The organism is Blastomonas sp. CCH1-A6 (assembly GCF_001556365.1).
GTDB lineage: Bacteria > Pseudomonadota > Alphaproteobacteria > Sphingomonadales > Sphingomonadaceae > Blastomonas > Blastomonas ursincola.
In genome coordinates this window covers 14491-28512 of record NZ_LSIS01000273.1, presented here as the reverse complement: position 1 = coordinate 28512, position 14022 = coordinate 14491, and the positions used below count along the sequence as shown (strand labels likewise).

Below are 14022 nucleotides of genomic sequence, written 5' to 3'. Positions count from 1 at the left end.
CGACCACACCCGCCATGCCGGAAAGCAACAGGCTGCGCCTGTCAAACGTCATGCCAGCAACCCCTTAACCCCTTGTACCTGCTTCAGAACTTGTAGCTCAGGATGATGCCATAGCTCTGGAACGAGGGCTCCACCTGCACGCCCGAATAAAAGGCCTTTTCATAGGCGTTGGCAAAATATTTCGCGTCGAAAAGGTTCTCGACGAACACCGTGGCACGCCACTTTTCGCCCTCGATGCCCGCGCGCAGGTTCACATTGTGATAGCTGGGCGAGATGAACGGGAAGCCGCTGTAGCGATAGGCGAGCGGGGTGGAGAGCATCGAGCTGCGATAGCTCCATTCGGCGCGGACGAAGGCGTCGAGCCCTTCGCGCAGCGGCTGGGTATACTGGGTCTGCGCACCGAAGGTCCATTTGGGCGCATTGACCAGCGGCCGGCCCGAAATGTCGATGACGATCCCGTCGATCAGCGCGTTGGGATAGCTCTTGAACTTGGTGTTGTTATAGCCGACCTGGCCACCAAGCTTCCAGTTGTCGGTGATCTTGGCGTCGAAGCTGCCCTCGATGCCATAGCTTTCCGCGCTCGCCGCATTGGCGATGCCGCTGACGCCGCGCAGAAGCCCGGTCGCCGGATCGATGAACTGGAAGCGGATGGTCTGCTGAACGTTCTTCCAGTCCATATAGAAGCCGGCAATGTCGACCCGTACCCGGTTGTCGAACAGGTCGAACTTGGTGCCGACCTCATAGTTCCACAGCGTTTCGGGGTCGAAATCGTTGGACAGGTTGACGTTGTTCGAGGTCTGCGTGCCGCCCGACTTGAAGCCGCGCGAGGCGGTCGCATAGACCATCAGCGAATTGCTGGGCTTGTAGCTCAACGTCGCCTTGGGGGAGAAATCCTGGAAATCCGCGGTGCGATCGTTGACACCGGTGATGGTGAGGTTCGACCGGTTTTCAGCGAAGTTGCGGGTCTTTTCCCACGAATAGCGACCGCCGAGCACCAGGGTAAGCTCGGGCGTGAAATGCAGTGTCGCTTCACCGAAGATCGCGAAATAGCGCGTCGTGCTGTCCGAATCGAACCCGGTAACCTCGAGCCCCGAGCAGTTGCCGACGCGTCCGGCGGGGCAGAGCGGGCTGTTGCGGCCGTGGAAGGTCGACTGGTCGGTGGTCCCGGTATCGCGGCCGATGAACGCGCCGATGCTCCAGTCGAGGAAGTTCTTGCCGTTCGACTGCAGGCGAAGCTCGCCGCTGGTCGATTTGCGCTTCAGGAAGAAGTCCTCGTAGAAGAAGTCGGGGCTGCCGCCGTCGACATCGCCGAAGTTGAACACGTCCGAGGTCAGATGGCCGACCACGCCGGTCAGCGTCGCGACGTCGAAGTCCCATACCGCGCGCGAGCTGAAATACTGATAGGTGCTGCCGACATTCTGCGGCCGGTTGAAGTTCACCTTGTTGTCATTCTGAGGGAAGAAACCGACGCCGTCGGGCGCACCGGTGATCGTCGTGGTGCGGCCGGTGGCGTTGTAGTTGACGCCGTAATAGACGCTCGCCCAGGTGCCGGTGACCGCGCCGGTCGGCACGCCGTTGCGCATGCCGACTTCCTCGTTCGAATAGCTATAGGCGAAATCCCAGGTCAGCCGGTCGGTCGGCGTCAGCCGCGCCTGGACGCGCGCGGTGTAGAACTTGCTGTCGTTGCCGCCGCCGATCGGGTTGATGTTGCGGATATAGCCGTCGCTCTTTTCGTACTGGGCCGAGGCGCGCACCGCGAGCAGATCGGGGATCACCGGAATGTTGAGCACGCCCTGCGCGCGGAAGGTATCGTAATTGGAATAGGCGGCCTCGAGCTCGCCCTCCCAGTTCTGCACCGGCTTCTTGGTGATGACGTTGATCGCGCCCCCCACAGCATTACGGCCGAAATAGGTGCCCTGCGGCCCGCGCAGCACCTCGATCCGCTCGAGGTCGACGATCTGCGGGTTGCTGGTCCCGGCGGCGACGTTGAACTCGTCGATATAGAAGGCGTAGCTCGACTGCCGGACGTCGGCATAGGGGTTGAGCTGGTTGGAAATGCCGCGGATCGACAGATCCTTGCGGTCGCGCGAACCGTTGGTCTGGAAGCTGACATTTGGCGTCAGCGCGAAATAGTCCTCGACGCTCTGGACGTTCTGGTCCTTCAGCGTCTGCGCGGTGACCGCGGTGATCGCGATTGGCACGTCCTGGATCGACTGCGAGCGGCGCTGCGCCGTGACGATGATCTCGTCCTTGGCTTCGGTCTCGGTCGCGTCGGCCTGGGCGGCGTCCTGCGCCAGCGCCGGTGCCGCGATGCTGCAAAGGGCAAGCGCGATCAGGCCGGTTCCCATGCGCAGCTGGGCGGTCGTTGTGGCAATCGTCATGGCAATATCCCCTTTTCTGCCGCCAGCAGGTGCCGACGGCATGGTTTTTCATTCCCCTGGATTTTGGGCGGGCGCCTTTAGGGTCGCTCCGCCGAAACCGTCATGTGTTCAGCGCGTCCAGCACTGCGGATCGGTCTGGCCCTTGGCCGGATCGAGCTCCGAGCGGACCAGCACGATCGATGCGATCTTGCCGTCGCGGATCACGCCATGGCCCGCCGCCAGCGAGCAGGCGGTCTTGCCGTCCCGGCGCGACCGGATGACGTGATAGGTGTAGACCCGGTCGCCGACACGGAACATGTCCTTGAACGGCACCACGATCTCGACATCGCCGCCACCGGCCTGGATCTTCTGGAAGTGCTTCGCCCAGCCCTCGACGCCGTTGATCACGGTCTTGCCCTCGAGCACCAGCGTCGCATCTTCGGTGAAGTGCTTGCGGAAATTCTCGGGCGTGAACGCGCCGGGGGTCTTGAACGCCTCGTTCCACCAGACGAACATCTGCGACACCGGATCGTCCGAAGCGACGGGCGCGGCGATGGCCGCCGGAGCGAGCACCGGCATAGCGGGCACGAGCGCCAGTGCGGCCCCGGCGATCAGTCTGGTCATCAAGGTCATGTCAGAAATCCCCTTCATTGTGCGATGAGGCCGGTCTTGTCGTCGCGATAGATGCGGCCGTCCTTCATCACGAAATCGATGGTGCGCAGTGCCGAAATGTTCTCGACCGGATTGGCGTTCACCGCGATGATGTCCGCCGCCAGGCCCGGCTTGATGCGCCCGGTCATGTCGTCGATCTTGAGCATCCGCGCGGTCTCGGTGGTGCCCGAGCGCAGCGCCTGGAGCGGAGTCATCCCGGCTTTCACGTAGAGCTCTGCCTCGGCGACGGTCGCGGTGGTGCCGTCATTGGGCTCGAACGGGAACTGGTCGGTGCCGAGCGCGATGTTGACGCCCAGGCGGATCGCCTTTTGCAGCATCGCCCAATGTTCCTTGCCGGTGCTGTCGACCCGCGCGAGATACCAGGCGGGCGATCCGATCTTCTTGTAGAATTCCTTGGCCCCCGGCTGGCTGACAACGATGGTCGGGACCAGCCACACGCCCTTTTTCTTCATCAGCTGCAGCGCGGCATCGTCGAGATAATAGCCATGCTCGAAGCAATCGATGTCGAACTTGAGCGCCTGCTGTGCCGCCTCGGCCGAGCCGTTATGCGCGGTGACCGGAATGCCGTTGCGATGCGCCACCTCGATCAGCGTCGAGAGCTCCTCGTCGGTCATCGGCGCCGCGCCGATCGCGCCGTGCGTGTCCGAAATGCCGCCCGAGATCGCGATCTTGATCCAGTCCGCGCCATATTTGATCTGCTTGCGCACCGCTGTCGCCAGGCCATAGGGGCCATCGGCTTCCAGCGAGCCATGGCCGCCGGTGGGCACGATGATCTCGCCTGCGGTCAGGATGCGCGGGCCGATAACGTCGCCGCGCTCGATCCCGGCGCGCAGCGCGAAGTCATTGCCATGATCCTCGCCGGTGGAGCGCGTGGTGGTGACCCCGGCAAGCAGTGACTTGCGGGCATTGCCCGCCATGCGCAGCACCTGTTGCGGGTCGGTCTCGCCCACCAGCGCCGCGCCCGCCGCACCGGGCAGCTTCAGCCCATAATGCGTGTGCATGTTCATCAGGCCCGGGATCAGCCAGCGGCCCGTCATCGACACCTGCTTGGCATCGGGCGGAATGGTGGTCGAGGCGGCAGGCCCCACGGCGCTGATGCGGCCTCCGGTGACGATCACGACCGCGTTCATCATGACGTTGCCGGTATCGACATCGACGACATTGCCGCCGACCAGCGCGATCACCTCGGTGCTGACCTCCTGGTCGACCATGATCTTGCCTTCGCGCGCCTCGGCCACGCCCGCCGTCGCCAGTGGCATCAGCGTCGCCGCCGTTGCCATCGCCGCCATCATCCATCGCCGGTAGCGCATATGCCTGTCCCCGCAGCCCCTTGAATACGTGCAACGTCACGCAAATGACGCATTCGTGCAATGCAGCAAAACCATCCGAATCGTTGCGTCAGGCGCAACATATGAAAGGTAGCCAGCGCTCTGATGAAATTAGATTGTTGTAAACGCGCGCTTTCGGCGCCGGGGTGGCCAGTATGATCAAATGCGCTTTGCCGATCTGAGCGCTAGAATCTGTGCCGGCTGTGGTGAGGATCGGCACATCGGGGAGACAAGGACATGCCGACAAACGGACTGGAAGTAACGCGCAGAACCACGCTGGCGGGCGGACTCGCGCTGGGGGCGATGGCGGGCATGCCGTTGCACGCCCAGGCGAGCGATGCCGGGGCCAGGCTGCGCGCGCTGCTCGAACAGGCCGATGCCGCCGATGCGCTGCTCGATCCGCTGTCCGACGAACGGCGCGGGGAGAGCAGCGGCCCGGCCTATGTCGATCCGCTGGGCGATGCCTATGGCGACACGCTGCGTGCCAACAAGCAGGCGCAGATGCAGGCGCTCGAGCAGATCGACCGTAAGGCGCTCTCGCCGCAGGACGCGATCGCCTATGACGTGTTCGCGTATCGCACGCGCGAGGTGCTGAGCCTGTTCGACAGCGGGCTGTTCGTCATCAAGCGGCAACTGGCACTCGATCCTTCGTTCGGTCCGCATGTCGAGGTCGCCGATTTCGTCTCGGGCGGCGGCGCTCGCTTCGAGTCGCTCGCCGATTACGAGCGCGGCCTGGATCGGCTCGAAGGCTTTGCCGATTATCTGCAGACCGCGATCGTGCGGCTGCGCGAGGGGCTGGCTTCGGGCCATGTCCATTCGCAGGTCGTGGTCGCCAATGTGCTGCGCCAGGTCGATGCGATGCTCGCGCTCGCGCCCGACGACACGCCCTTCTTTGCCGCGATCCGGCAGATGCCCGATCCGGTCAAGGCCAGCGATGGCGACCGGCTGACCGCCGCCTATCGCTCGCTGATCCGCGAACGCATCCTGCCGGGATACAAGCGGTGGCACGATTTCCTGACCCAGGACTATGCGCCCAAGGCGCTCGCGCTGCCGGGGCGCGGGGCGATGCCCGATGGCGCGCGGCTCTATGCGGCTGAGCTGGCTCGGCACATCACGACGAGCCTTGGCGCAGACGAGATACACGCGCTCGGCCTGTCGGAAGTCGCGCGCATCCGCAGCGAGATGGAACAGGCTCGCAAGGACATCGGCTTCGAGGGCGACCTTGCCGGGCTGTTCGAGCATATCCGCACCGACCCTAGATATTATTACAAGACCCCCGAAGAGCTGCTCGCGCGCTTTGCCGCGATCGAAGCGAAGATCTGGCCGGCGATCCCCAAGCTGTTCGCGCGGCGGCCCAAGGCACCGTTCCGCGTCGCGCCGCTGCCCGCGCTCGGCGATCAGCGCGGCACCGGTTATTACCGGCCCGGACCTGCCGATGGCGTGTCGCCGGGAACGCTCTATTTCAACATGGCGATGCTGGGCACCCGGCCCATCCCGACACTGGAGACGCTGACGCTGCACGAAGGCATTCCGGGTCATCATTTCCAGCTGACCCTGGCGCGCGAGAACGAGGCGCTGCCGCCGATCCTGCGCTTCGGATCGTCCACCGCCTATTCGGAGGGCTGGGGGCTCTATGCCGAGTCGCTGGGCCGTGATCTCGGCATGTTCACCGATCCGCTCCAGTGGTTCGGTCATCTCGACATGGAGATGCTCCGCGCGGTGCGGCTGGTGGTCGATACCGGGCTGCATGCGAAGAACTGGCAGCGGCAGCGGGCGATCGACTATATGCTCGCCAACACCTCGATGGCGCCCAAGGATGTCGCGGTGGAGATCGACCGCTATATCGCCTCTCCGGGCCAGGCCTGTTCCTACAAGATCGGCGAGATCCGCATCGCGGTGCTGCGCGAGCGCGCACGCAAGGCGCTGGGCAAGCGCTTCGACATCCGCGATTATCACGACCAGGTGCTCGGCACCGGCGCGCTGCCGATGGCGGTGCTGGAGGCGAAGATCGAGCGCTGGATTGCGGCGGGAGGTGGGGCCGCTGGCTCAGGCTTCTAAGCCAGGCGCCTCTGCGGGCCAGACCGGCCTGTCCATCTGGAACAGGTCGGTCATCCGCACATACCAGCCCGCCCCGTGCACACGCCCGATCAGGCCCATGGCGAGCGTGTCGAGATGGCAGCGGTCGGCATCAAGCACAAACCGGTCGGCGACATGCGCCATCAGCACCTCGCCGATGACGATCACCTGGCCGCCCTCACCGCCGGGATAGACGGTTTCCAGCACCCGGCATTCCAGGCTGACCGGCGCGCTGGCGATGCGCGGCGGCCCGACCAGCCGCGAGGGCAGCAGCTCCAGCCCGGCCAGCGCGCACTCGTCGACTTCCGGCGGCGCGTCTATGCAGGTGAGGTTCATCGCCTCGGCGTCGGCTTCGCACACCAGGTTGATGACGAATTCGCCGGTGGTGGTGATGTTGACCGCGCTGTCCTTCAACCCGCCTTCGGGCCGCAGCATCAGCCCCAGCACCACGGTCGGCGGATCGGAGCCCATCATGTTGAAGAAGCTATAGGGTGCCGCGTTGTGAATTCCGTCGGCCGAGCGGCTGGTGACCCAGGCGATCGGGCGCGGTGTGATCGACGAGGCGAGCAGCTTGTAGCGCTTGGCAACCTCAAGCGCGCGGAGATCGAATTCCATGCGGCTCAATCCTCGACGGTGCGGACGACGCAGGTCTTGGGGCGCTCGTCGACGGTCAGGCTGAAAATGTCGGGCCGGGCATAATGGCCGGTCACATCGAAATCATACTTGCCGCGCACCACCTCTTCGGTGTCGATCTCGGCATAGAGGATCGTCTCGCCTGCATAATCGGGCCCGGCGAGCACATCGCCTAGCGGACCGATGATGCAGCTTCCGCCGCGCATCAGCACGGTGTCCGGATCGTCCCCGAGCGCGCAGTCGTATTCCGCTGGATAGGCGGCGCGGGTGATGTGCTGGCAGGCCGATAGCACGAAGGTGCGCCCCTCCAGCGCGATATGCCGCATCGAGGCGAGCCAGCCGTCGCGATCGTCGGCCGTCGGCGCGCACCAGATCGATATGCCCTTGGCGTACATCGCCATGCGCATCGCGGGCATGTAATTCTCCCAGCAGATCACCGCGCCCACCTTACCCAGCGGCGTGTCGAGCACCGGCATGGTCGAACCGTCGCCAAAGCCCCAGATCAGTCGTTCGGCCCCCGTGGGCATCAGCTTGCGATGCTTGGCGACCAGCCCGGCCGCGCCGTCGAAGAACAATGCGGTGCAATAGAGCGTCCCGCCGTCGCGCTCGATCACGCCGATGACGACGAACAGCCCGGTTTCCGCCGTCGCCTCGGCGATCGCTGCGACCTCGGGCCCGTCGAGCGCGATCGCGCCTTCATGATAGCGCTGGAAGTCGCGGCGACCCTCGGGCTTGCGCATACCGACCGGCGTGCCGAACGATGCGCCCTTGGGATAGGTGCCGACAAAGGCCTCGGGAAATACCGCCAGCCGCGCGCCTGCCGCCGCCGCTTCGTGGATCAGCGCTGCCGCCTTGGCCGCAGATGCCATCGGGTCAAAGGGATGCGCCGCCGCCTGGACCACCGCTGCCTTGTATCTCGCCATCGTCGCGCTTCTCCAAAAAATCTCGCCGCCAGAATAACTCGGGCGATTGACGTTTCAAGCTTAAAGTTTTAACCTTCAAATATCTCGAGCGGAGGAATCGGCAATGGCATCGACCTATGACCAGTATCGCGAGGATGTGGCAGGCAGGGCCAATGTCACCGACACGCCGGAGCTGGTTCGCTATTATCGCGAACTCGAGGAGCTGGGAACCGGCGCGCTGTGGACCGTCGCCAACAAGATCGAGCCATGGGAGCCGGCTTCGCCTTCGGTCCCGATCATCTGGCGCTACAACGACCTTCGCGACCGGGTGATGCGCGCGCTCGAGCTGGTGACCCCCGAACAGGCCGGGCGTCGCGTGGTCTATCTCGCCAACCCGGCGCGGCAGGATGTCGTGGCCGCCGTCGGCTGGCTCTATTCGGGGCTGCAGGTGATGGCACCGGGCGAATGCGCGTCGAGCCATCGCCATAGCGCCTCGGCGCTGCGCTTCATCATGGAGGGCGAGGGCGCCTTCACCAATGTCGACGGGCACAAGATGACGCTGCGGCGCAACGATTTCGTGCTCACCCCCAACGGCACCTGGCACGAGCATGGTGTTGCGGAAGGTGGAACGCCGTGCATCTGGCAGGACGGGCTCGACATTCCGCTGATGAACGCGCTCGATGCCAATTTCTACGAGGTGCACCCCGATCTCAACCAGGCGGTGACCTATCCGGTCGACGATTCCACCGCGACCTGGGCCGGCGCGGGGTTGCGCCCGGCGGGGCAGGACTGGTCGAAGCGCTATTCGCCGCTGTTCAAATACGAATGGGAGCCGACCTACGAGGCGTTGCAGCGCTATGCCTCGGTCAGCGACGGCAGCCCCTATGACGGCATCCATATGGATTACATGAACCCGCTGACCGGCGGTGCGGTGATGTCCACCATCGGCGCGTCGATCCAGATGCTGCGCCCCGGCGAGCGCACCCGCGCGCACCGCGAGGTTGGCAATTTCGTCTATCAGTGCGCCAAGGGTTCAGGCCATTCGATCATCAACGGCCAGCGTTTCGACTGGCAGGAGCGCGACATCTTCGTTGTGCCGAGCTGGATGTTCCACGAGCATGTCAACGGATCGGACAGCGAGGATGCATGCCTGTTCTCGTTCCACGACCTGCCGGTGATGCGCGCGCTCGGCCTCTATCGGCAGGAAGCGCTGGCCGAAAATGGCGGGCATCAGCCGATCCTTGGCTGACCGACCGCTCTTCCGTCTTTCCTCCCTTTCAGTCCAAGGATCTGCCTCATGCGTCTCGTTACCTTCCGTGCCACTGTCGAAGCGCCCGCCCGGCTGGGGGCGATTGCCGGTTCGCTGGTGGTCGATCTGGAGCTGCTCGGCGATGCCACGGGCGTGCCGCTGCCTTCGTCGATGCTCGAATTCATCGATCTGGGGCCGGAAGCGGTGCGCATCGCCTCGGCGCTGCTGGCGGAGCTGGACGGCGAATTCCCGCTCGGCACCGCGCAGCCGCTGGCCAATGTGAGGCTGCTCGCGCCGATCCCGCGGCCGCGCAAGAACATCTTCGGCATCGGGCTCAACTATATCGACCATGTCGCCGAATCCGCCGCCGCGCTCGACACCTCGCCCGATCTGCCGCGCCAGCCGGTGATCTTTTCCAAGCCGCCGACCAGCGTGATCGGCCCGGGCGACCCGATCCCGCACGATGCCAATGTCACCCAGCAGCTCGACTGGGAGGTCGAACTCGCCGCGATCATCGGCACCCGCGCCAAGCGCGTCGCGCGCGAAGAGGCGCTGGCCTATGTGTTCGGCTATACCGTGCTCATCGACATGAGCGCGCGCGATTGCCGCCGCGCGGGTCAGTGGATCTACTCCAAGGGCCAGGACGGCTATGCCCCGATGGGTCCGGTGATCGTCACCGCCGACGAAATCCCCGATCCGCAGACGCTCGACCTGTGGCTGACCGTCAATGGCGTCGAGAAGCAGCGGTCGAACACCGCCAAGATGCTGTTCAAGGTCGATGAGCTGATCGCCGACATCTCGGTCGGCATCACGCTGGAGCCGGGCGACATCATCGCCACCGGCACGCCCGAGGGCGTGGGGGCAGGCCGCACGCCGCAGGAATTCCTGTGGCCGGGCGATGTCGTCGAATGCGCGGTCGAGGGCATCGGCCTCCTGCGGCATAATGTGGTGGCGGTGTAATGGCGATGCGCATCGCGTGCCTGGGCGGCGGACCGGCGGGCCTGTATTTCGCAATCTCGATGAAGCTGCGCGATCCTGCGCACGACATCACCGTGTTCGAGCGCAACAAGGCAGGCGACACGTTCGGCTGGGGCGTGGTCTTTTCCGACCAGACGCTGGGCAATCTGCGTGCCAATGACCCTGTGAGCGCTGCGACGATCGCGGACAGCTTTGCGCACTGGGACGATGTCGATGTGGTGGTCGGCGACGAGCGCATCCGCTCCGGGGGGCACGGCTTTATCGGCATCGGGCGCAAGCGGCTGCTGGTCATCCTGCAGGAGCGGGCGCGCGAGCTCGGCGTCAAACTGGTGTTCGAGACCGAGTTTTCGCCCGAGATCGAGGCCTGGACCGATTACGACCTGGTCGTCGCCGCCGATGGCATCAACAGCCGGGTGCGCGAGCTTTACGCCGAACGGTTCGATGTCGATATCCAGGTGCGCGCCAACAAGTTCATCTGGCTGGGCACCACAAGGCTGTTCGAGGCGTTCGAGTTCATCTTCGAAAAGACCGAGGCCGGCTGGGTCTGGGCGCATGCCTATCGTTTCGATGACACGCATTCGACCTTCATCGTCGAATGTTCGGAAAGCACCTGGGCGGGCCTCGGCTTCGACACGATGGAGCCGGACGAGGCGCGCGCGGCGTGCGAGAGGCTGTTCGCGCGGCATCTTCAGGGCCATCCGCTGATCAGCAACGCCACGCATCTGCGCGGCTCGGCGGCCTGGATCAATTTCCGCCGGGTGCTGTGCCATCGCTGGTCGTTCGACAATGTCGTGCTGCTCGGCGATGCCGCGCACACCGCGCATTTCTCGATCGGATCGGGTACCAAGCTGGCGCTGGAAGACGCGATCAAGCTGGCGGCGGTGCTCGACCGGCCCGGCCTCGATCGCCGCGAGGCGCTGGCCGAGGCGCTCGGCGAATATGAGCAGGAGCGCCGGGTCGAGGTGCTCAAGATCCAGAATGCGGCGCGCAACTCGACCGAATGGTTCGAGACGCTCGACCGCTATATCGACTTCCCGCCGATCCAATTTGCCTATTCGCTGATGACCCGCTCGCAGCGGGTGAGCCACGCCAATCTGGCGTTGCGCGATCCGCAATGGTTGGCCGAGGTGGAAAGCTGGTTTGCAAGCCACGCGCAGGGCGACACCCAGGCACCCCCGATGTTCACGCCCTTCCGGCTGCGCGGTCTGACGCTGGCCAACCGCGTCGTCGTCGCACCGGTCCTGACCTATCAGGCCGACGATCAGGGGCGCGTCGGCGCCTTCCACCTGGTGCATTATGGCGCGCGTGCGCTGGGCGGTGCAGGGCTGGTGATGACCGAAATGTGCGCCGTCGCGCCCGAAGGCCGGATCACGCCGGCGTGTCCGGGCCTGTGGACCGACGAACAGGCCGATGGCTGGTCGTCCATCGTCGACTTCGCGCACGCGGCGGGCAGCGCGATCGGCGTGCAGATCGGTCATGCCGGCGCGCGCGGTGCGGTATCGGTTCCGTCGCAGGGCGAAAAGCCTCTGGGCGATGCTGGCTGGCCGCTGGTTGCCGCGAGCGCCCAACCCTGGGCGGAAGGATATGCGACGCCTGCCGCGCTCGACGCTGCGGGCATGGAGGCGATCCGCGCCGCCTTTGTCGATGCAGCGCTGCGCGCTGACCGGGCGGGGTTCGATCTGATCGAGATCCAGGCAGGCCATGGCTATCTGCTGTCCGGCTTCATCAGCCCGCTGACCAACCATCGCGACGATGCCCTTGGCGGTGATCTGGCAGCGCGGCTGGTGTTCCCGCTCTCGGTGGTTGAAGCGGTGCGCGCGGTCTGGCCGCAGGACAAGCCGCTTTCGGTCCGCATTTCCGCGCACGACTGGGTGCCAGGCGGAATCACCGGCGCGGACGCGGTCGAGATCGCACGCGCGTTCATGGCCGCCGGCGCCGATATCATCGACGTGTCCTCAGGCGAGACCTCGCCGGCCGCGCGCCCGGTCTATGGCCGCATGTACCAAGCGCCATTGTCCGACCAGGTGCGCAACGAGGCGGGATGCCCCACCATTGTCGCGGGTAACATCACCGATGCCGACCAGATCAACTCGATCCTGGTGGCAGGCCGGGCGGATCTGGTCGCGCTGGGTCGCCCGCATCTGGCCGACCCCGCCTGGACGCTGCACGCGGCGGCCGCAGCAGGCTTTAAGGGGCTGCGCGCGCACGATGCCTATCGGCTGGGGCAGGAACAGTTGCTCCGCAACAGCCGCGCGGTTACGGTGCAGGCCTGATGGCAACGGCATTCCAGGCAGGGCAGGAGAGGGACGTGCACGGCGCATCCGAAGCCCAGCCCAATCCCAACCTGCGCCTCTGGCTGCGGCTGCTCAGCTGCACCACCATCGCGGAAAAGCGGCTGCGGCGGCGTCTGGCCGAGCAGTTCGACACCACGCTGCCGCGCTTCGATGTGCTCGCCGCGCTCGAGCGAGAGCCGGGCGGGCTGGCGATGACCGAATTGTCGCAGCGGCTGCTGGTCTCGAACGGCAATGTCACGGCGGTGGTCCAGCAGCTGGCCAAGCTGGGCCATGTGTCGGTCATCAAGCCCGAACATGACCGGCGCAGTTCGATTGTCACGATGACCGACGAGGGGCGCGCGCACTTCGCCACCGTCGCCCGCGAGCATCACGGCTGGGTCGAAGAAATGTTCGCCGGGATCGGCGCTGACGATCGCGACCAGCTCTACAGGCTGCTCGCCGTGCTGCGTGGCTCGCTCGACCAGTCGGAGGAACGCTGATGCAGGTGCTGCAACTGCCGGTGCGCTTCGCCCATGTCGACGCAGCGGGCATCGTTTTCTATCCGCGCTATTTCGAGATGCTCAACGCCGCGGTCGAGCAATATTTCGCCGATATCGTGGGGGTCGATTTCAAGACCATGCATCTCGACCGGCAGATCGGCGTTCCGACCGTGCATCTGGAGGCGGATTTTGCCGTGCCCAGCCGGTTGGGCGACTTGCTGTCGATCGATCTGGCGGTCGAAAAGGTCGGGCGATCCTCCTGCGCGGTACGCTATGCCGTGCGCTGCGGCGAGGAGACGCGGTTGCGGGCCTCGGCCACTCTGGTATGCATGGACCTTGTGAAGGCCAGCGCGATTGCCTGGCCAGACGATATCAGGGCGCGGATGCTTGTCGAAACGGTCGATTGAAGGCGAGAAGCTCGGGCCTCCTGTCACGGTGCAGGGGGGCTGTCATTGCGGTGCCGTTCGCTTCGCGGCGGATGTCGAAGCGCACGTGAAGCTGCTCGCGTGCAACTGCTCGATGTGCGCCAAGACCGGCTTTCTGCACATGATCGTTCCGCACGACCATTTCCGACTGATTTCCGGCCAGGACCAGCTCACCAGCTATCGTTTCGGCACCGGCACTGCCGAGCATCTGTTCTGCCGGACCTGCGGAATCCGCAGCTTCTACCAGCCGCGATCGCACCCCGATAGCTGGTCGGTCGACTATCGCTGCCTTGACGACGGGCACGGCGTCGAGGCGCAAACCGAAGCGTTCGACGGGCGAAACTGGGAGGCAGCGCGCGCTGCCCTGACGGATGATTGAATTGCGTTTTGTGCAAGTGCATGCGAATCAATTGCACTTGTAGGACAGCAATTATGACCTAAGTACCCTGACAGAGAGCAGGATGTCTGCGCGGCCAATTCCATAGTTCGTCAGGAGTTCGTCATGCGTATTGCATTCAATCTGGCCGCTGCCTTCGTGAGCAGCGCCGTGATCATGCTGGCCGTCATCTGATCTGAGACGCGGCCGCACGAGTGCGGCAGCAGGCCAGTTCGCCAAGGCCTGCAAC

At 64.9% G+C, this 14022-nt stretch carries 12 protein-coding genes; 7 read left to right on the top strand and 5 right to left on the bottom strand.

Annotation, left to right across the window (positions count from 1 at the left end; all coding sequences use genetic code 11):
* Window positions 1-83: 83 nt before the first annotated feature.
* The 3 genes from AX735_RS13125 to AX735_RS13115 form a co-directional block, all read right to left on the bottom strand.
* Entirely contained in the window at window positions 84-2381 is a 2298-nt protein-coding gene (locus tag AX735_RS13125) for a TonB-dependent receptor (protein WP_171007714.1), read from the bottom strand.
* 108 nt (window positions 2382-2489) lie between these two features.
* Complete coding sequence (locus AX735_RS13120; protein WP_231750114.1) at window positions 2490-2993, bottom strand: hypothetical protein; 504 nt, start codon at window positions 2991-2993, stop codon at window positions 2490-2492.
* A 14-nt stretch (window positions 2994-3007) separates the two neighbouring features.
* Window positions 3008-4342, bottom strand: a complete 1335-nt coding sequence (locus AX735_RS13115) for an amidohydrolase family protein (protein ID WP_231750113.1) — start codon at window positions 4340-4342, stop codon at window positions 3008-3010.
* Window positions 4343-4597: 255 nt separating this feature from the next.
* Between AX735_RS13115 and AX735_RS13110 the strand changes: the two genes are divergently transcribed.
* Window positions 4598-6418 (top strand): DUF885 domain-containing protein, encoded by a 1821-nt coding sequence (locus tag AX735_RS13110; protein WP_066280921.1) that lies wholly within the window; start codon window positions 4598-4600, stop codon window positions 6416-6418.
* Here the strand turns inward: AX735_RS13110 and AX735_RS13105 are convergent.
* Complete coding sequence (locus AX735_RS13105) at window positions 6407-7051, bottom strand: flavin reductase family protein (RefSeq protein ID WP_066280918.1); 645 nt, start codon at window positions 7049-7051, stop codon at window positions 6407-6409. The two genes, AX735_RS13110 and AX735_RS13105, sit on opposite strands and share 12 nt — an antisense overlap.
* A 5-nt stretch (window positions 7052-7056) precedes the next feature.
* A complete protein-coding gene (locus AX735_RS13100; RefSeq protein ID WP_066280913.1) occupies window positions 7057-7992 on the bottom strand; it encodes a carbon-nitrogen hydrolase family protein in 936 nt (311 codons plus the stop codon).
* Window positions 7993-8095: 103 nt separating this feature from the next.
* Between AX735_RS13100 and AX735_RS13095 the strand changes: the two genes are divergently transcribed.
* Genes AX735_RS13095 through AX735_RS13070 form a run of 6 tightly spaced genes read left to right on the top strand, consistent with a single transcriptional unit; the run spans window position 8096 to window position 13775 of the window.
* Entirely contained in the window at window positions 8096-9220 is a 1125-nt protein-coding gene (locus AX735_RS13095; RefSeq protein ID WP_066280905.1) for a cupin domain-containing protein, read from the top strand.
* A 48-nt stretch (window positions 9221-9268) separates the two neighbouring features.
* A complete protein-coding gene (locus AX735_RS13090; RefSeq protein ID WP_066280899.1) occupies window positions 9269-10180 on the top strand; it encodes a fumarylacetoacetate hydrolase family protein in 912 nt (303 codons plus the stop codon).
* The gene (locus tag AX735_RS13085; RefSeq protein WP_231750112.1) at window positions 10180-12471 is read left to right on the top strand and encodes a bifunctional salicylyl-CoA 5-hydroxylase/oxidoreductase; all 2292 of its coding nucleotides are present in this window, start codon (window positions 10180-10182) and stop codon (window positions 12469-12471) included. Before AX735_RS13090 ends, AX735_RS13085 begins: the two co-directional genes overlap by 1 nt.
* A complete protein-coding gene (locus tag AX735_RS13080) occupies window positions 12471-12971 on the top strand; it encodes a MarR family winged helix-turn-helix transcriptional regulator (protein ID WP_066280894.1) in 501 nt (166 codons plus the stop codon). Before AX735_RS13085 ends, AX735_RS13080 begins: the two co-directional genes overlap by 1 nt.
* Window positions 12971-13378 (top strand): acyl-CoA thioesterase, encoded by a 408-nt coding sequence (locus tag AX735_RS13075; protein ID WP_066280892.1) that lies wholly within the window; start codon window positions 12971-12973, stop codon window positions 13376-13378. The genes AX735_RS13080 and AX735_RS13075 overlap by 1 nt, the downstream gene beginning before the upstream one ends.
* Window positions 13359-13775, top strand: a complete 417-nt coding sequence (locus AX735_RS13070; RefSeq protein ID WP_231750111.1) for a GFA family protein — start codon at window positions 13359-13361, stop codon at window positions 13773-13775. The genes AX735_RS13075 and AX735_RS13070 overlap by 20 nt, the downstream gene beginning before the upstream one ends.
* Window positions 13776-14022: the final 247 nt, after the last annotated feature.